18 protein-coding genes are annotated in these 17,300 nt (G+C 65.4%); 12 read left to right on the forward strand and 6 right to left on the reverse strand.

Going from position 1 to position 17,300, the window contains the following annotated elements:
- Nucleotides 1-28 precede the first annotated feature (28 nt).
- The 10 genes from nrdR to D002_RS13370 all read left to right on the forward strand — a co-directional run bounded on the left by nrdR (nt 29) and on the right by D002_RS13370 (nt 8,056).
- Nucleotides 29-610, forward strand: coding sequence for a transcriptional regulator NrdR (gene nrdR, locus D002_RS0104460; protein WP_018140708.1), 582 nt, complete (start codon nt 29-31; stop codon nt 608-610).
- Nucleotides 610-1,785: a bifunctional diaminohydroxyphosphoribosylaminopyrimidine deaminase/5-amino-6-(5-phosphoribosylamino)uracil reductase RibD gene (ribD, locus tag D002_RS0104465; protein ID WP_018140709.1), complete on the forward strand. Its 1,176-nt coding sequence runs from the start codon at nt 610-612 to the stop codon at nt 1,783-1,785. Before nrdR ends, ribD begins: the two co-directional genes overlap by 1 nt.
- A gap of 364 nt (nt 1,786-2,149) precedes the next feature.
- Complete coding sequence (locus D002_RS0104470) at nt 2,150-2,833, forward strand: riboflavin synthase (RefSeq protein WP_018140710.1); 684 nt, start codon at nt 2,150-2,152, stop codon at nt 2,831-2,833.
- A 24-nt stretch (nt 2,834-2,857) separates the two neighbouring features.
- Complete coding sequence (gene ribBA, locus D002_RS0104475; RefSeq protein ID WP_018140711.1) at nt 2,858-3,967, forward strand: bifunctional 3,4-dihydroxy-2-butanone-4-phosphate synthase/GTP cyclohydrolase II; 1,110 nt, start codon at nt 2,858-2,860, stop codon at nt 3,965-3,967.
- Nucleotides 3,968-4,344: 377 nt separating this feature from the next.
- A complete protein-coding gene (locus D002_RS13830; protein WP_081610811.1) occupies nt 4,345-4,551 on the forward strand; it encodes a hypothetical protein in 207 nt (68 codons plus the stop codon).
- Nucleotides 4,552-5,023: 472 nt separating this feature from the next.
- A complete protein-coding gene (ribE, locus tag D002_RS0104480) occupies nt 5,024-5,503 on the forward strand; it encodes a 6,7-dimethyl-8-ribityllumazine synthase (protein ID WP_018140712.1) in 480 nt (159 codons plus the stop codon).
- Nucleotides 5,504-5,550: 47 nt separating this feature from the next.
- The gene (gene nusB / locus D002_RS0104485) at nt 5,551-6,087 is read left to right on the forward strand and encodes a transcription antitermination factor NusB (RefSeq protein WP_081610812.1); all 537 of its coding nucleotides are present in this window, start codon (nt 5,551-5,553) and stop codon (nt 6,085-6,087) included.
- 21 nt (nt 6,088-6,108) lie between these two features.
- Nucleotides 6,109-7,101: a thiamine-phosphate kinase gene (gene thiL, locus D002_RS0104490; protein WP_018140714.1), complete on the forward strand. Its 993-nt coding sequence runs from the start codon at nt 6,109-6,111 to the stop codon at nt 7,099-7,101.
- Nucleotides 7,102-7,121: 20 nt separating this feature from the next.
- Complete coding sequence (locus D002_RS0104495; RefSeq protein WP_018140715.1) at nt 7,122-7,634, forward strand: phosphatidylglycerophosphatase A; 513 nt, start codon at nt 7,122-7,124, stop codon at nt 7,632-7,634.
- 101 nt (nt 7,635-7,735) lie between these two features.
- A complete protein-coding gene (locus D002_RS13370; protein WP_081610813.1) occupies nt 7,736-8,056 on the forward strand; it encodes a hypothetical protein in 321 nt (106 codons plus the stop codon).
- 125 nt (nt 8,057-8,181) lie between these two features.
- Here the strand turns inward: D002_RS13370 and codB are convergent, their stop codons facing one another.
- The gene (gene codB, locus D002_RS0104500) at nt 8,182-9,438 is read right to left on the reverse strand and encodes a cytosine permease (protein ID WP_018140716.1); all 1,257 of its coding nucleotides are present in this window, start codon (nt 9,436-9,438) and stop codon (nt 8,182-8,184) included.
- Nucleotides 9,439-9,545: 107 nt separating this feature from the next.
- The gene (locus tag D002_RS0104505) at nt 9,546-10,124 is read right to left on the reverse strand and encodes an NAD(P)H-dependent oxidoreductase (RefSeq protein ID WP_018140717.1); all 579 of its coding nucleotides are present in this window, start codon (nt 10,122-10,124) and stop codon (nt 9,546-9,548) included.
- Nucleotides 10,125-10,269: 145 nt separating this feature from the next.
- Here D002_RS0104505 and D002_RS0104510 point away from each other — a divergent pair, with 145 nt between their 5' ends.
- A complete protein-coding gene (locus D002_RS0104510) occupies nt 10,270-11,217 on the forward strand; it encodes a sodium-dependent bicarbonate transport family permease (protein WP_018140718.1) in 948 nt (315 codons plus the stop codon).
- A gap of 4 nt (nt 11,218-11,221) precedes the next feature.
- A complete protein-coding gene (locus tag D002_RS0104515) occupies nt 11,222-11,512 on the forward strand; it encodes a P-II family nitrogen regulator (protein WP_018140719.1) in 291 nt (96 codons plus the stop codon).
- A 730-nt stretch (nt 11,513-12,242) separates the two neighbouring features.
- Here D002_RS0104515 and thpR read toward each other — a convergent pair.
- The 4 genes from thpR to D002_RS13775 are packed head-to-tail and all read right to left on the reverse strand — an operon-like array spanning nt 12,243 to nt 17,272.
- On the reverse strand, nt 12,243-12,806 hold the full coding sequence (thpR, locus tag D002_RS0104520; RefSeq protein WP_018140720.1) for an RNA 2',3'-cyclic phosphodiesterase: 564 nt from the start codon (nt 12,804-12,806) through the stop codon (nt 12,243-12,245).
- A gap of 11 nt (nt 12,807-12,817) precedes the next feature.
- Nucleotides 12,818-14,185 (reverse strand): sigma-54 dependent transcriptional regulator, encoded by a 1,368-nt coding sequence (locus tag D002_RS0104525; protein WP_018140721.1) that lies wholly within the window; start codon nt 14,183-14,185, stop codon nt 12,818-12,820.
- Nucleotides 14,185-17,109: a sensor histidine kinase gene (locus D002_RS0104530; protein WP_018140722.1), complete on the reverse strand. Its 2,925-nt coding sequence runs from the start codon at nt 17,107-17,109 to the stop codon at nt 14,185-14,187. Before D002_RS0104530 ends, D002_RS0104525 begins: the two co-directional genes overlap by 1 nt.
- A complete protein-coding gene (locus D002_RS13775) occupies nt 17,099-17,272 on the reverse strand; it encodes a hypothetical protein (RefSeq protein WP_018140723.1) in 174 nt (57 codons plus the stop codon). The genes D002_RS0104530 and D002_RS13775 overlap by 11 nt, the downstream gene beginning before the upstream one ends.
- Nucleotides 17,273-17,300 lie beyond the last annotated feature (28 nt).

A 17,300-nucleotide genomic window follows, 5' to 3' on the forward strand; every position in this document is an offset into this window, starting at 1 on the left:
TGTCGAAGCGCCGGGCTGACGGCTCGCGATGCGCTGTCCGTCCTGTCATGACCAGGACACCCGCGTGATCGACTCGCGGGTGGCCGGACCGGAGCAGGAACAGATCCGGCGGCGGCGCCAGTGCCGCGCCTGCGGTGCGCGCTTTACCACCTTCGAGCGCGCCGAGTTCAGCCTGCCGCGGGTGGTCAAGCGTTCCGGCGAACGGGTCGCCTTCGACGAGGAAAAGTTGCGCAGCGGTCTGCGCCGGGCGCTGCACAAGCGCCCGGTGAAAACCGATGATGTCGAGCGTGTGATCGACGACATCAAGCGTCAGCTCTCGGCCCTCACGGCCCCCGAGGTCAAGTCGGACCGGATTGGCGAAATGGTGCTTGCGGCCTTGCATGGCCTCGACCATGTGGCCTATATCCGGTTTGCCTCCATTTATCTCAGTTTCGCCAGCGTGCAGTCTTTCCGCGAGGCCATCGAACGGCTGGAAGAAGACCTAAGCCCGGAGATGCGCCGCTCGCAGATGCGCCTGATCGACGAGGAGGCAACCGGACCCGTCCCGGACCCGGCGGTGAAGGGACGAGCCCTCCCGGATGCGGACGACGGCTCGCAGGAGGGGAAGTAATGGAGGCGCCCACCACCCAGCAGGCGATCGCCGACCGCCGCTACATGGCACATGCCCTGGAACTGGCGGACCACGGGCGTTTCACTGCTGACCCAAACCCACGGGTGGGTTGCGTGATCGTGCGCGATGGCCACGAGGTGGGCACCGGCCTGCATTGGCAGGCGGGTGAGGCCCATGCGGAGGTCAACGCGCTGCAGGTTGCAGGCGAGCAGGCGCGCGGTGCGACCGTGTACGTAACGCTAGAGCCCTGCAGTCATCACGGGCGCACCCCGCCGTGCACCGAGGCGTTGATCCGTGCGGGCGTCGCGCGGGTGGTGATCGCGATGCAGGACCCGAACCCGAAGGTCTGCGGGGGTGGTGTTCAGGCGCTGGAAGCGGCTGGTGTCCAGGTCGAGAACGGCGTTTTGGAGGCAGAAGCCCGAGCGCTGAACCCGGGGTTCGTGCACCGTATGGAACAGGGACGGCCCTGGGTGCGGGTCAAGCTCGCCGCGAGCCTGGATGGTCGAACCGCAATGGCGTCTGGCGAGTCGCAGTGGATCACCGACGAGGCCGCACGGCGTGATGTCCAGCTATGGCGGGCACGTGCCGGGGCCATCCTGACGGGCAGTGGCACCGTAGTCAGCGACGACCCGCGTATGAATGTGCGCATGAAGCCGTTCGACCTGGCAGCCCATGCCGGTTTTCCGGATGACCCGCGCTATCACGATCTGCCCAGTCGCCAGCCCCTGCGGGTGATCCTGGATGCCCGTCTGCGCACCCCCCCGGGTTCGCAGATCCTGCGCGAGGGGCCCGTATGGATCCTCACCGGCCACGATGTAGTGGATTCACCGACCGCCGACGCATTGCGTGGTAAGGGGGCCGAGGTACGAGCGGTGCCGCTGGCGGAGGAATTGGCGGAGGGCGGGCTCGATCTCGGCGCGGTGCTGGCGGAGTTGGCGCGTGCCGAGGTCAATGAGCTCCACGTAGAATCCGGCCCCGGCCTGGCCGGGGCGCTGGCCCGTGGCGGCTGGGTCGACGAGTGGCTGATCTACCAGGCGCCCCTGCTGATGGGTTCCAGTGCCCGTCCCCTGGTGGAGTGGCCCCTGGCCCGGATGTCCGAACGCGCCGAACTCGAGATCATCGACTCCCGCTGGGTCGGCGAAACCCTCCGCCTCCGCGCCCACCCACGTTCCTGAAAGCCGATTTCACCACGAAGCACACGAAGACACGAAGAAGGTCAAAGGCGATTCACAGGAAGATGGGAAGATAGGAAGGGTCTTTCGGTAAAGAAAATAGGGAGTGGTCATGGCCTGCCCCTGCGAGGCCGATGTGTACTCCGTTTCAAGCCCAATCATCCTTCCAGCCTTCCCATCTTCCTGTAGACCGTCCTTGACCTGTCCCTTCTTCATGCCTTCGTGTGCTTCGTGGTGAATAAGGGTTTTCCGACCAAGAACCGGGCAAAAGGGCGGGGCGTGGTGCGAATTTATTAGCGTTTCCCTATAGTGGGGCGCCTGCGGCCCGGCGTTGAGCCTGCGGGTGCATCCGAACGAGTGGACATCCATGTTTACCGGAATCATCGAGACCCTTGGCAGCCTGGAGCGCCTGACCCCCAGTAGTGGGGATGTGCGCCTGCACGTGAATGCGGCGGGTATGGACCTGTCCGATACCCGCCTGGGAGACTCCATCGCCGTCAACGGTGTCTGTCTTACGGTGACGGATCTTGCCGCGGATGGCTTTGCCGCCGATGTCTCGCGTGAATCGCTGGATGTGACCACGCTGGGACATCTCGGCCCGGGAGATCGGGTGAATCTCGAACGGGCGTTGGCGTTGGGCGATCGCCTGGGCGGGCACATGGTGTCCGGGCATGTCGACGGCGTCGGCGAGGTGGTGACGATGGAGCCGGATGCCCGCTCCACGCGGGTACGATTCCGCGCGCCAGCGGCGCTGGCACGTTACATTGCAGCCAAGGGTTCGATCACTATCGATGGCACCAGCCTGACGGTGAATCGGGTCGACGGGGCCGAGTTCGAGGTGAATATCATCCCGCACACCTGGTCGCTCACCCGCTTTGCGGTGTATACGGTCGGGAGCCCGGTCAACCTGGAGGTCGACCTGATCGCACGCTATCTGGAACGACTGATGCTGGGCGATCGTGCGGCCGAGCCCGGTGCCAGGGCGGCCGATCTGTCCGAGGCCTGGCTGGCCGAGCAGGGCTTTCCCAATCAATCCGGTCCGCGCGACTAGCCGCGCAGCCGAAAGCAGGAATCTATGGAATTCTCCAATACCGAAACCATTTTGGAAGAACTGCAGGCCGGTCGCATGGTGGTCATCGTCGACGACGAGGACCGCGAGAACGAGGGCGATCTGCTAATGCTGGCGTCCCACGCCCGGCCCGAAGATATCAACTTCATGGCCAAGTACGGCCGCGGACTGATCTGCCTGACGCTGACCCGCGAGCGTTGCAAGCAGTTGGCACTGCCGTTGATGGTGACCGACACGAATGATGTGCACGGCACCAATTTCACGCTGTCCATCGAGGCCGCCGAGGGCGTGACCACGGGTATTTCGGCGTACGACCGCGCGCATACCATCCGTACGGCCGTCGCACCGAACGCAAACCCCGAGGATATCGTTCAGCCGGGTCACGTATTTCCGCTGATGGCGCAACCAGGTGGGGTCATCGTGCGCGCCGGCCATACGGAGGCGGGCTGCGATTTGGCGCGCCTGGCCGGGGCCGAGCCGGCGGCGGTCATCGTCGAGATCCTGAACGAGGACGGCAGTATGGCGCGCCGCTCGGATCTCGAACGCTTCTGTGCCGAGCATGACCTCAAGATGGGGACTATCGAAGACCTGATCCGCTACCGCATCGAGAACGAGAAGACCGTGCGGCGGGTCTCCGAGCGTCCGTTCCCCACCGAGTTTGGCGACTTCCGGCTGCTGGCCTTCGAGGACGAGGTCGACCACGAGCTGCATTTCGCTTTGGTGCGTGGTGAGCCGAAACCGGACAAGGACACCCTGGTGCGCGTGCATCTGGAAAGCACGCTGTACGACACCCTGGGGTATGCCGGGCCGGATCGTGGCTGGCCGCTGGATGATGCCCTGCGCCGGATCGACGAGGCGGGTGAAGGTGTGGTCGTGGTGCTGCGCAAGCACGAAAGCGCGGAGGCTCTGGCCCAGCGGCTGGAGACCATTGGTCAGCCGCCGGTGCAGGAAGAACGCACTGGGCGCGAGAACTCCGCCGAATGGCGTATGTACGGCATCGGGGCGCAGATCCTGGCCGACTGTGGCGTTGGCCGCATGAAGCTAATGTCCGCACCCAAGCGTTTCCACGGCCTCGGCGGCTTCGGCCTGGAGGTCGTGGACTACGTCCACGAATAGCCCCCGGGCGCGCATGCGCCTGGCCGCCTGCCATGTTGTGGCTGGTCCTGGATTGGGCTCCGTGTTTACGGTGCTTTCGGTCCGCATACTGCCTGGCGCTGACTCGCCAGCGCGCCGCGAGGTACTTCTTTGCTCGTGCAAAGAAGTACCCAAGAAACACGCCCGACTGCCGCGACCCCGGCCCGCTGCGCGGGCCGGGGTTTCCCTCGCTCCGAGGCTTTTCGCGGGCGGCGCTGAACTCGCTGCGCTGCGCTCCGCTCAGACATCCAGCGCCCCCGTTTCTATTTAGAATCGTCCCGCGAAAACCCTCTCCGCTCGGCGCGACGACAACGGGGGGTAGGTCCAAACAACGGCGATCCCGACGTTCTTGCCAATGGTTGGAGGCAGGCGGTTCCGACATCCTGGGCACGCTCGGCCTGCGGCCGTTGCGTGCCGCGCCCGCGGGCGGGCGCCGGGGGGCTTTCGGGCAGCAATGCCTGTTGTGGTGTCGTGGGGCCGGAATACCCTCTGTCTTGACCTTCCCTTCCCGTATGGAGCCCCTCGTGGAGGGCGTGATGGGCCGGGAGAAGGCGCTGGATGTCTGAGCGAAGCGCAGCGCAGCGAGTTCAGCGCCGCCGGCCCAGCGCGTCCGGAGCGAGGTTCCCGGGCGAAATCCGGGTGCCCTTCTTTGGGCACTTTCTTGGGCAAGCAAGAAAGTGCCTCGGGGCGCGCTGGCGAGTCAGCGCACGGCAGTATGCGGACCGGAGGCACGTAAACACCGGATGCAGAACCAGGACCAGCCATGAACAGGCAGGTGACCCAACGAAGGGACCGTCAACCACCGAGCGATGAAGAAGGGTCCGCGATGATCGAGCGGGACTCCGGGCCGAGGCCACTGAAAATACCGGCGCCATATGCAGGGCCAGTCAGCGCCATGGCAGGCGGCCCGCTGCGCGATTCGGGCGGGCGCGCTCTACCGCGCGGGTTCGCGGTGCTACACTAGGCGGCCTTTGCAACTCGGCCCCGCGGGTCGGCCCCGAAAGGTCGCCTCGTCTCCGTCTCAATCGGAATAATACCATGTACGACATCAAGACCCTGGAAGGCGACTTCACCGACGTTGCCAATCACCGTTATGGCCTGCTGCTGGCGCGTTTCAACAGCCTGATCGTGGAGCGCCTGCTCGAAGGGGCTGTAGATACCTTGAAGCGCCATGGCGCGCAGGAAAAGAACATGACCATCGCCCGTGTTCCGGGCGCCTACGAGTTGCCGCTGGCGGCGCAGGCCATGGCGCGTTCAGGACAGTACGATGGCGTGATTGCGCTGGGCTGCGTGATCCGGGGCTCGACCCCGCATTTCGATTACGTCGCGGGCGAGGCGGCCAAAGGCTTGGCGCAGGTGCAGATGGCTGAGGATCTGCCGATCAGCTTTGGCGTGCTGACCACCGACTCCATCGAGCAGGCGATCGAGCGCGCGGGCACCAAGGCCGGCAACAAGGGTGCGGACGCCGCGATGGGCGCGATCGAGATGGTCAGCCTGATGCGCAAGCTGCGCGGTTGATTCCGCACATCGCCCGAGTGTCATCCGCCCATCCGAACAGGTCTGCCGTGACTGAACCCTCCGATCCCCGCCCCGAAAGCCGGACCCCGCGCAAGGACGCCGAGCCCGGCAAGTCCGGTCGAGCCCGGCGCCCGCGTAGCACGCCCGAGCAGCGGGCGCGGCATGCGCGTTCGTTCGCACGGCGGCGGGCGATGCAGGCGCTCTACTCCTGGCAGATGACCGGCGCCCACCCCAAGGACATCCTGGCGGAGTTCCGTGATGACGAGGAACATGCCAAGGCGGATGCGGAGTATTTCCGCGAGCTCCTGATCGGGGTGACCCGCGACCGCGAGGCCCTGGATGCCCGCATGGAACCCTACCTCGGGCGTCCTCTGGATCAGCTGGACCCGGTGGAGCATGCGCTTTTGTGGCTGGGACAGTGGGAGCTGGCCGAGCGGATCGAGGTGCCTTATCGCGTGGTCATCAACGAGGCCGTGGATCTGGCCAAGCGCTACGGGGCCGAGCAATCGCATCGTTACATCAACGGCGTACTGGATCGGCTGTCCGCGGATCTGCGCGGTCACGAGCGTTCCGCCCCGCGCTGAATCCGGCCGGCGTGCTCCCCCATGTCCGGCCCTGAGTCCGAATTCGACCTGATCCAACGCTACTTTGCCGAACCAGCGGCGGCTGGCTCGGCCATGTCTTGCGTGCGGCTGGGCATTGGCGATGACGCCGCCTTGCTGGGCGTCGAGAGTGGTCATGAGCTGGTCGTCAGTGTCGACACGCTGGTTGAGGGCACCCATTTCTTCCCTGATCACCCATCGGCAAGTCTCGGGCACAAGGCGCTAGCGGCGAATCTAAGCGACCTCGCTGCGATGGGGGCCGACCCGCTGGGAGTGGTCCTGTCCCTGACCCTGCCACAGGTGGATCATGCCTGGCTGGCAGGATTCAGCGAGGGATTCCTCACATTGGCAGAGGCCGCCGGGGTGGCGCTGGTAGGTGGCGATACCAATCGCGGACCCCGCTCGATCAGCGTCACCGTTCTGGGACAGGTGCCGGCCGGGCAGGCCTTGCGCCGGTCGGGCGCGCGTCCGGGTGATCGCCTGGTGGTGAGTGGCACATTGGGTGGTGCTGCCGCCGGCTTGGCGATGGAAGGCGAGCGCCGCGACCGGGGCGGACCCATACCGGATTCTGCGGACCCGGGCCTGACTCGCCTGTTCTGGCCCGAAGCGCGCTTGGGGCTGGGCCGCATGCTGCGCAATCGCGCGCGTGCGGCGATCGATGTCTCCGACGGTCTCCTGGCCGACCTTGGCCACCTGTGTGCCGCCTCGGGTTGTGGTGCGCGGGTCGACTGGCCGGTCATTCCCCGGGATCCACTCCTGGGCCGCCTTCCGGACACACAGGCCCGTCAGCTGGCGCTTGCGGGTGGGGAAGACTACGAGCTTCTATTCGCACTGCCCCCGGGTGAATCACTGGACCTGCTGGCCTTCAGCGTGGACAGCGCGCTAACCGTCATTGGTGAGTTTGTCGAGGGCAATGCGGTGGAAGTGGTGGATGAAAATGGCATGAGACTGGACGCCGAGCATGTGGGGCACGATCATTTCGCCGGGTTGAAATAACAAAAAAGCAAAGGGGAGTCATGTCGCAGAAAAAGCCCAAGATGCCGTCGGCAAAGACCGTATTCGGCGATCCCATTCACCTGCTGGCCTTCGGTTTCGGGTCGGGCCTGTCGCGCTGGGCGCCCGGAACCACCGGCTCGCTGGCGGCGCTGGTGTTGTATTTCGCGATCATGAATTTCCCGGAGTGGGCCTATCTCGCGGTGACCGTCATCGTGGTGATGGCCGGCTTTCACATCTGCGGCGAGAGTGCTCGCAAGCTGGGCGTGCACGACCACCCCGGCATTGTCTGGGACGAATGGGCGGGTCTGCTGATCACGTTGGCCTTCGCGCCCGCGGGGTTGATGTGGGTGGTCGTGGGCTTTGTGCTGTTCCGGCTGTTCGACATTCTCAAGCCCTGGCCGGCGAACTACTTTGATGAAAAGTGGCAGGACGGTCACGGGATCATGATGGATGACGTAGTCGCGGGCCTGTATGCCGGTTTTTCCCTGGTGATTCTGGCTGCGCTGTTCCAGCAGCTGGTTGTTGCAACATAGGCCTTGACCATGTGACGCGTTTGTCAGGTTGAGGTCTCGGGTGGAACACCGGTGGCCAGTCGACTGACACACGGATAGAGCCCACACAAGGAGCGCGTGACATGAAGACATCGAATGACTGGGTATTGGCCGTGTTGCTCGCGGCGCCGCTGGCGATTGGTAGTGCACAGGCGCAGCCAAGCCCCGGTGGACCCCCTTCCGGATCTCCGGGCGCCAGTGGTGATACCCCGGCCGGGAGCCAGCCCCCGCCGGGGCATGGCGGGACGCCACCGGGACAGCGCCGTGGCGGGAGCGGTGGCCCCAATCTGCCTGAACCGCCAAGTCCTTCGGATGCCCCGTCACCGGGTGATGGCCCGTTGCCGGACCCCTCCGACCTGCCGGACCCGTCGGACCTTCCCGAGCCCCCTACACCGGGGTTGTAGTGCCCGTAGTGTCAGGAGCCCCGGTGCGGTCGTGACAGGACTGTTGCGCTCGCCGGAGATTTTCTGTGCGTCGTGCCGAGTGAACCCATGCCGAATGGATCGGCCCCGACTTCAGGTCGGGCCGGTCAGGGCCGGTTTCGGGTGCCGATGGGTCGTGGCCGGCCGGAATGCGTCAGGACCATGTAGGCAAGGGCGGCGGCCAGGACCCCGATGACTGGGGGGACCACGGGCGAGTAGAACGCAGCGACGGACCCGGCCCCGTACGCCAGCAGACCCGGCCAATGGAACGACGCCAGCTGCGCGTGCTCCAGGGCCGGGTAGCGGCCCCGATGGCGTAGCCAGAAGTCGGCCATGATCACGCCCCCCAGGGGCGGGATGAAGGTGCCCAGCAGGATCAGGAACGGGACCAGGTAGTCGTACATCCCGAGGACCGCGAGGCCGGTCCCGATCACGGCTCCAAGTACCGTGACGAGGCGGCGGCGCTGGGTGCGCAGCAGGTTGCATCCGGCCACGCCAAAGTTGTAGATCGTGTTGTCCTGGGTGCTCCAGATGTTCAGCAGGAGCATGGTGACGGTCATCGCCACAAAGCCCTGTGCCAGCATCACGTGCACGATATCCACCTCATGGTAGACCAGTGCCCCAAGGGCGCCGGTCAGGACCATGAGGCCATTGCCGAGTACGAACGCCGCCAGGGTCGCGATGACCGCGATGCGCGGAGTCCGGGCGAACCGGGTCCAGTTGGTGGCCAGGGTGGCGCCCCCAACGAAGGTGCCGATCACGATAGTCAATGCGGCCCCGAAGCCCATCTCCGTGGTCGGCTCCTGATCAAGCAGCCCGCCGACGCCGCCCGCCTGGCCAAACCCGGTGTACAGCGTGAACAGGATGAACATCAGCATGACAGGCACCGCGACACGCGACAGCCAGTCCAGGCCGCGATAACCGATCATCGCGGTAATGCAGAAGGCCAGCCCGAACACCACCATCAGACCGGTCTCCATCGGCTCCGGTAGGGCCGTGGTTTCCACCAGGATCATAGCGACCGTGGCGGTGCCCCAGGCGTACCAGCCGATCTGTGTGAAGGCCAGGATCACGTCGGACAGCTTGCTGCCCCACTCGCCGAAGCAGAACCGGCCCATCAGCACGGTGTGCAGCCCGCTCTTGCAGCCGATATAGGCCAGGGTGGCCGCGTAGGCGCCCAGCAGCAGGTTGCCGAGCGCGATCACCAGCATGAGCTCGCCAAAGCTGAAGGCCGTGCCCAGGGAGCCACCGGCCCACAGGGTCGAGGTGAAAAAGGTGAAGCCGAACAGGACGACGGTGAGCGACCAGAACCCCTTGCGGGCCTGGGCCGGGACTTCGCTGAGCGGATGGTCGTTGTGAGGCACGCTGGACGGCCGGTCGGGGGACCGGGCGAGTGTACCGACCGTGGGTCCGAAGGGACACCGGGTATCGGTGCGCGGGGCCCGACACTATCGCCCCAGGATGGAAGGGGCTAGCGGGCCTGAGCGCCCAGAGCCCGCATACGGTGCAACCAGCGTTCGCGGGAGGCGGCATCGCCTCCGTCCTGGCCGATCAGGGTGTGGCGTACAGGTCCGAACCCGCAAAAGCGCAGAACGTTGCGTTCCAGGCTCTTCAGGCTGTGTGCGCCGAACCACCAGCGGTAGACGAAAGCCGGCATGCCCATGGTGACGACGATACGGACCGAGCGACCTTTCAGGCGGGTGTGGCGCAGGCGGTTCATGTCGCCATCGGCGACGAAGGCGGGGCGCAGGGTCTGTTCCAGGAACCCTTTGACCCCGGATGGCATGTCGCCCAGCCAGAGCGGATAGATCAGTACCAGGTGATGGGACGCCTCGATCAGTTCCTGGGCTTCGAGGATCGCGGGGGGCACGGTTTCCGACAGGAACTCGGCCTGGTTGCGCAGCAGCGGGAAATCCCGATGTGCGATGGTGTAGGCGTCCACGGCGAAGCCGGCCCCTTCCGCACCCTCGCGGTAGGCGCCGGCCAGCGCATGATCCAAGTGTCCTTCGTCGGGGTCGGGATGGCCTTGCAGTATCAGGATGCGGGTCATGGGACGTTCCTCGCAGTGTTTCCCTCACCCCGGAGGGTAGTTCAGTCGCCCCGCGCGGGTGTGGCGGACGGTTTTACTCCTGCGGGCTCTGGCCTAGGATTAAGGAGCGAATGATAGGGATAACGCGTCTGCCCACGGAGGCGAGATGGCATTCGATCCGGTTGTACTGTTCTTTCTGCTGGGCGCGATCGCGGGGCTCGCCAAATCGGATCTGAAGATCCCGATGGCGATCTACGAGGCGCTGTCGATCTATCTGCTGTTGGCCATCGGCCTGATGGGCGGGGTCAAGCTCGCGGAGAGTGAACTTCTTCCGTTGCTGCTGCCAGGGCTCGCGGTGTTGGCCGTGGGTTCTTTGATCCCGCTGATTGCGTTTCCGGTGCTGCGCTGGCTGGGGCGGATGCCACTGGCGGACTCGGCTTCGATCGCGGCGCATTACGGCTCGGTCTCGGTCGTGACCTTTTCGGTTGCAGTGGCGCTTCTGGCATCACGCGGGATCGATTACGAGGGCCACATGGTGGTCTTCCTGGTATTGCTGGAGATGCCGGCGCTGATTATCGGCATCTTGCTCGCGCGCGCGGGGGCGAAGGGGCCGACCCGGTGGGGCAAGACCATGCATGAGGTCTTCTTCGGCAAGAGTATCTTTCTGTTGGTCGGGGGGTTGGTGATTGGCTTTATCGCCGGCCCTGTTCACATCGAACCCCTGGAGCCCATGTTCTTCGATCTCTTCAAGGGCGTGCTGGCGCTGTTCCTGCTGGAGATGGGGCTGGTGGCATCCAGTCGGATTGCCGATGTACGCCAGTATGGTTTCTTTCTGGTCACCTTTGCGATCGTAATGCCGATTGTCTCGGCGATCCTGGGTGTCATGCTCGGCTGGGGGCTGGGCATGAGCATGGGCGGGACGGTGTTGCTGGCCACGTTGTACGCCAGTGCGTCGTATATCGCGGCACCGGCGGCGATGCGTATCGCGGTGCCCCAGGCGAACCCCGCATTGTCGATTGGTGCCTCGCTGGGGGTGACCTTCCCGTTCAACATTTTCGTGGGCGTTCCGCTGTATTTCTGGATGGCTCAGACCCTGTACTCGCTAGGAGGCTAGCTCGATGCAATCGGACGACATGTTTCTGTTGACGGTCATGGCCGAAGCGATCCTGGAGGAAATGCTCATCGACGAGGTACGCAGTCAGGGCGCGGCCGGTTATACGGTCACCGATGCGCGTGGCTGGGGTAAGCACGGCAAGCGCCGTGGCAATTGGCGACAGGGTGGCAACATCAAGCTCGAGGTGATCGGTAGCGCAGAACTGTGTGATCGGATCGCCGCCCGCCTGAAGGAGCAATACGAGGCGGACTATGGGCTGCTGGTGTTCACGAGTCCGGTGGTGCTGAAGAATTGAACCTTCGTGGCCGATTGGCCATGAAGTGAAATGGTTCGCGAAAATCTTTGGAACTCGGGTCTGGGGTTTGAGGTACAGGGCGCAGGCCTGTTACCCATTGGGTTCGAAAATCTGGCCGTACTGGCCCGAGGAGGAGCACCCAATGTCGAAATTTCGCAGCACAGCCATCACCGTTGCCCTTAGCTCCCTGTTTGTAGCGGGCACGGCCTACGCTCAGGCCCCACAGGAAGGTGGACAACCGGGTGGTATGGGACAAGGTGGTATGGGGCAGGGCACTCCCCCCGCCGAGCGCGGTGCCCCTCCCGCAGGGGGCGAGCCGGCGCCGGGCCAGGGCGGTATGCCGCGCGGTCAGGGTCAGCCGGGCGGGCAAGAAATGCCGCCGGGTCAAGGTCAGCCCGGTGGGCAAGACATGCCGCCAGGCCAGGGGCCGGATGGACAACAACCTCCGGGAGGGCAGCAGCCGCCCGGCGGTCAGCAGTCACCGGGCCAGGGTGGGCCTGCGACTCCGCCCGGCGGGCAGGGGCAACCCCAGGGTCAGCCGGATGATCCGCCGCCCCTGGGCGATCAAAGGCCCACGCAGCCCGATACGGGTACCCCACAGCCGGGCGGGCAGCCCGCGGATCCCGCCGAGCCGGCCGAGCCCTCGGGTGGGGATAACCTTCCGCCGACGGATTGAACCTGAGCCCGTCACGGGCGCACTGCGTCGAAATCCGGTCGTGATGCGGTCCGCCTATGGTGGGCCGTACGAGGGGTGATCCGTGCCGCATCGGGCGAGGACGCGATAAGGCCCTGGGTGGCCGTTTTGTCCCGATTCCACGAGGACCACGGTATCGGCTGTCCACAGGATAGGCGGCCGGATCGCTTCCTGATGGGGCGGTGCCGCATGGCGGCGCAGGGATAGGTGTGGCCGAAAGGGATGCGGCGCGCCAATCTGAATACCGCAGTCGTTGCACAGGAGCCGTGCCGCGTTCGCCAACGTCACCAACGCGGGTGGCGGGCTCGTCGGTCCGGCCCAGGTAATGCGCGGGCCGTGGAAATACCCCAAATGGTCTAGCGAGAGGTCGATCGGGGCGCAGGCCAGTGTGCCGATGCGGGCCGCGAGGCAGTCGGCCTGGTTGGTCGGCACCGTCCCGGCAAAGGCCAGGGTCAGGTGCAGGTGGTCTCGGGGCACCGGACGCCCGGGGCCGTCGAGATCGTGAGCCAGCGCGGTCAGGGCGTCACGGGTGTGTTCGTCGGGCCAAAGGGCCAGGAAGACGCGCCGAACGTCGGGTCGGACTTCGGCGGGGGTGTCCATCGGCGGCTCGATCAGGAGCGTGGACGGGGAAGATTCTCGCGTTGGCGACGTTCCCACAAGGTCTTGCGGCTAATGCCGAGCGCCCGCGCCAGCTCGGTCTCGGTCATGCGGTCCTGATTTTCTTGCACGAACTGGCGGAAGTACTCGTTGAGGCTCGAGCCTTTTCCCTTGCGCCGCGTGGGGAACGCGGGGTTGGGGATGTCGTCGTCCACGGTGGTCTCGTAATGGGTCGACAAGCCCATTTGTTCCGGTGCGATGTGACCATCCGGGCTCAGCACCCAGCCGCGCTCTAGGGCGTTGGCCAGTTCGCGCACGTTGCCGGGCCAGTCGTGGGTCCCCAGGGCCTCCTGCGCTTCTGGAGTCAGGTGTGGAGCCGGACCGGAAGTGGGCAGGTTTTCCAGAAAATGCTGGGCCAGGGGGAGGATGTCCTCGCGGCGTTCGCGCAATGGCGGTATGGACAACTCCAGCACGCGTAATCGGTAGTAAAGGTCGGCGCGGAATGTCTGTTCCGCGATCATGGTTTCGAGATCCCGGTGCGTGGCGGCCAGTAGCCGTACATCCACCTTCAGGTTTTCGTTGGCCCCGACCGGGCGGATCTCGCCGTCCTGCAGCACACGCAGCAGGCGTGCCTGGGCAGCGGGCGCGAGTTCGCCGATCTCATCCAGAAAAAGGGTGCCACCATGGGCGCTCTGGATCAGACCCGTACGCGCCTTGACGGCCCCGGTATAGGCGCCCTGGGCGTGACCGAACAGCTCGGCCTCGACTAGACCTTCCGGGATCGTCGCGCAGTTGACCGCCACGAACGGGCCGCTGGCCCGTGGGCTCAGCTCGTGCAGGGCACGTGCGGCGAGCTCTTTCCCGGTGCCGGACTCGCCACGTAAAAGCACCGTGGAATGGGTCGCGGCCACCCGCCGAATCTGATCGCGTAGCTGCTGCATGACCGCGCTCTCGCCCACTAGCCCCAGGCCGGGATGGGATGGCGCTTCCGCATCCTCGTCAGTCGCTTCGGTTGTTGGGCGGTCGCGTTCCGCGCGTTCTCGCAGCGCGGCCCGAAGGGTCAGCAGCAGGGCGTCGTGATCGAAGGGCTTGGCGATATAGTCGGCCGCGCCTTCTTTCATCGCGGTCACCGCCGAAGGAACCGATGCATAGCTGGTCATGATGACCGTGGGTGTGCGAGTGAATTCGGGCAGGAGCTCGATGCCCTCGCCATCCGGAAGGCGCAGGTCCACCAGTTGCAGGTCGTAGGGGTCAGCGGCCGCCAAGGCTCGCGCCTCGGCCAGGTTTTCGGCCACGCCGACCGCGAAGCCGTGATGCTCCAGGAACCGGCGCACCGCGCGGCGGATCGGGGCTTCGTCGTCAACGAGGAGAATGCGGGTCATCAGCCTTGGCGCGGCAGGGTTAACAGGAAACGGGCTCCGCCTTCGGGGCGGTTGGCGGCTATTAGGGTACCACCGTGATCGCGAACAATGCTGTAGGCCACGGGCAGGCCCAGGCCAGTGCCCTGGCCCGCCGGCTTGGTTGTGAAGAATGGCTCGAAGAGGCGTTCCAGGCTGGCTTCTTCGATTCCAGGCCCGGCGTCGTCGATCGTGATCTGCACGTGGCGGCCATGGGTACGTGCGGCAATCACGACCGTGGAGGCCTCGGGCGAGGCCTGTTCGGCGTTGGTTAGCAAGTTGATGAAGACCTGCAGCAACGTCGCATGCGAGCCGCGTACGTGGAGCCCTTCGAGCCCAGTGGTCGAGAATCGCAGGTCCTTGCGTCCCGCCAGTCGGGTCAGGCGGATGGCCTCGGCGAGGAGTTCGTCCAGGGCGATGGTTTCGAAGTGACCGGCTGAGGGGCCCTCGTCAGCATGAGCGAAGGTAATCAGAGATTGCACGATGACGTTGATGCGGCGGGTCTGGGCCAGGATGTCGTCGGCGATTCCCCGGATCTCGTCGGGGTCGTCCTCCAGCGGCAGGGTCTGGGCCAGGGAGGCGATCCCTGTCAGGGGGTTCCCGATCTCGTGGGCCACCCCGGCGGCGAAGCGGCCGATGGAGGCTAGGCGGTCGCCATGAGCGATTTCGGATTCCATCTGGGCACGTTCGGTTACATCCTCGATCAGGACCACGCGGCCATCCACCTGGCCGTGGGCATCCTGCAACTCGGAGCGGTGCAGGTTCAGGCGCCGGTTGCCGGTGGGCAGTTCCACGTTCAGCTTATACCACTGCCGGTCCGGGCTCTCGAGAAAGGCAGTCAGCAGTCCACTCCAGGGGCTGTCGAGCTGCCCGACGTTCTGGCCCACGGCGATCTCGGTGGTGACCTCGGTCAGTTGTTCCAGGGCCTGATTCCAGCCCGTAATCTCGCCGGAGTTGGTCAGGCTCGCGACCCCCAGGGGGAGTTCGTGCAGGATCTGACGGTGAAACCGGCGCAAGGCATCCAGTTCGGCGGCCAGGCCGGATAGCGGGAGCGAACGGGTTTCCAGTTGCTCCTCGATGAGGCGCAGGCTTTCGCTCAGCGTATGGCGTCCGGCGGCGTCCAGACGCAGATGCTGATCGACGATCATCCGTGCCAGTACCGGCCCTAGCAGGCCGGACAGATTGCGTTCAATACGCTCCCGCAGGTGTCGAAGGTCGCTGCGGGAGCGTGTATGGCGAGGCAGGCCCAGGTCGTCCAGGGCCCGCTGGACCTCATGGTGCGCGGCGCCCGGCCCCAGGGTTGCGGCCAGCGCGGTCTCCATCTCGGTCACGTCTCCGGCGAGGGGCAGGCCGGCCCCACCACCGGCCGATTCGTTGGGGCAGCAGGCCCGTCCGGCCTCGAGCTCCTCGCGGTTGGGCCGCGTCAATACCGAGCCAATGACGAACAAAATTGCGTTGACTCCCAGGCTCAACATCAGGGCGAAGGTCCACGGATCCAGCATCTCGGCACCCAGCAGGTGCTGTGGATCGGGCAGACCAGTGGCGATGCCGGCATCCGAGAGCAGTGGCATCACCAGGGTGAATGCCCAGCCGGCAATGCCAGCCGTCAAACCCAGCAGGAAGCCGACCCGGGTTGCCTGTTTCCACAGCATTAAGCCGATCAGCCCTGGAAGCAGTTGGGCCACGGCGGCGAACGAGATCAGGCCCAGCTGGGCCAGACCCTCCACCACCTGCAACAGACCGTAAAAGGCATAGCCGAGCCCGATAATGAATACGATCCAGATGCGCCGTCCCCAAAGCAGGCGGGTGTAGAGATTGGCGGTGCGCTCCTCTTCGTGCAGCCGCGTCAGCGGGGAGAGGTAGTTGGTGCCCATATGGGCCAGTGCGAGGGTGGTCACGATCATCATTGCACTGGCGGCGGACAGCCCGCCGATAAAGACCAACATGGCCAGGCTGGGAGACTCCAGAAGCCCGGCGATACCAATGGCGTAATAGTTGGGTGAAATCTCCAGGCCCGCGGCGTTGCCGGCCCAGAACAGGATGGGCATCGGCAGGTTCAGCAATAACAGGAATGCCGGAAAGGCCCAGGCGGCGGTGTTCAGGGCCCGCGGATTGATGTTCTCGGTGAACAGCATGTGGAACTGGCGCGGCAGGAGGAACGCGGCCGCAAAGGCCAGGATCATCATCGCGAACCAGCCACCCTGACGGACCGGTTCGTACAGGGCATCGACGGCCTCGGGATGCTCGGTGAGCCAGTCGGACAGGCCGCCGAATCCGCCGAACACGGCGTACAGGGCCACACCCGCGATACCGAGAATGGCGATCAGCTTGATAATGGATTCGAAGGCGATGGCCAGCACCAGCCCTGCATGCTTCTCGCGCGGTGCGATGTGGCGGGCGCCAAACAGGATCGCGAACAGCGCGATGGTAGCGCTGAAGGTCAGGGCGAGCAGGTGGGGTGGGGTCTCCGCGGTCAGCACGGCGGCCGACTCGGCGACGGCCTTGATTTGCAGGGCGATATACGGGAGCACGCCGGCGAGCATGAACAGGGCCACCACAGGCCCGGTCATCCGGCTGCGGTAGCGGAAGGCGAACAGATCCGCCAGTGATGTCAGCTGCTGCTCGCGGGTCAGACGCAGGATCGGTCGCAACAGCCAGGGGGTGGCGGCAAAGGCCAGGGTCACACCGAGATAGATCGTCAGATACAGATAGCCCTGATCAGCGAGAAAGCCCAAGTTGCCGTAGAAGGTCCAGGAGGTGGCGTAGACGCCCAGCGACAGACTGAACACCCAGCCGTTGGCGGCCAGGCGACCGATACGGGGTACGCGGTCGGCCAGAAAGGCGATGCCGAACAACAAGGCCAGGTAGGCGACGCCGACCGTGTAGAGCAGACCCAGGCTAAGGGTCACGCTGCACCCCGGCGAAGGCGAGGGCGATCACGCCGATGAAAGCCGCCCAGGCGACAAACGGCCACCACCATGCGGGGGCGAGATGGGCGACCCAGGGTACCAGCGGGCTCAGGAACAGCAGAGCCCCGAGCACGGCGACCAGGATGGCGCGGGAACTCAACATGGGGCCGATTGTGGTCGCGAGCGCGGCA

The organism is Thioalkalivibrio sp. ALJ7, from assembly GCF_000376865.1.
Taxonomy (GTDB): domain Bacteria; phylum Pseudomonadota; class Gammaproteobacteria; order Ectothiorhodospirales; family Ectothiorhodospiraceae; genus Thioalkalivibrio.

Bases quoted from the DNA above. Each gene is read 5' to 3' on its own strand.
- nrdR (WP_018140708.1), top strand. From the start codon at position 29: ATGCGCTGTCCGTCCTGTCATGACCAGGACACCCGCGTGATCGACTCG.
- ribD (WP_018140709.1), top strand. From the start codon at position 610: ATGGAGGCGCCCACCACCCAGCAGGCGATCGCCGACCGCCGCTACATG.
- D002_RS0104470 (WP_018140710.1), top strand. From the start codon at position 2,150: ATGTTTACCGGAATCATCGAGACCCTTGGCAGCCTGGAGCGCCTGACC.
- ribBA (WP_018140711.1), top strand. From the start codon at position 2,858: ATGGAATTCTCCAATACCGAAACCATTTTGGAAGAACTGCAGGCCGGT.
- ribE (WP_018140712.1), top strand. From the start codon at position 5,024: ATGTACGACATCAAGACCCTGGAAGGCGACTTCACCGACGTTGCCAAT.
- thiL (WP_018140714.1), top strand. From the start codon at position 6,109: ATGTCCGGCCCTGAGTCCGAATTCGACCTGATCCAACGCTACTTTGCC.
- D002_RS0104495 (WP_018140715.1), top strand. From the start codon at position 7,122: ATGTCGCAGAAAAAGCCCAAGATGCCGTCGGCAAAGACCGTATTCGGC.
- D002_RS13370 (WP_081610813.1), top strand. From the start codon at position 7,736: ATGAAGACATCGAATGACTGGGTATTGGCCGTGTTGCTCGCGGCGCCG.
- D002_RS0104505 (WP_018140717.1), bottom strand. From the start codon at position 10,124: ATGACCCGCATCCTGATACTGCAAGGCCATCCCGACCCCGACGAAGGA.
- D002_RS0104510 (WP_018140718.1), top strand. From the start codon at position 10,270: ATGGCATTCGATCCGGTTGTACTGTTCTTTCTGCTGGGCGCGATCGCG.
- D002_RS0104515 (WP_018140719.1), top strand. From the start codon at position 11,222: ATGCAATCGGACGACATGTTTCTGTTGACGGTCATGGCCGAAGCGATC.
- thpR (WP_018140720.1), bottom strand. From the start codon at position 12,806: ATGGACACCCCCGCCGAAGTCCGACCCGACGTTCGGCGCGTCTTCCTG.
- D002_RS0104525 (WP_018140721.1), bottom strand. From the start codon at position 14,185: ATGACCCGCATTCTCCTCGTTGACGACGAAGCCCCGATCCGCCGCGCG.
- D002_RS13775 (WP_018140723.1), bottom strand. From the start codon at position 17,272: ATGTTGAGTTCCCGCGCCATCCTGGTCGCCGTGCTCGGGGCTCTGCTG.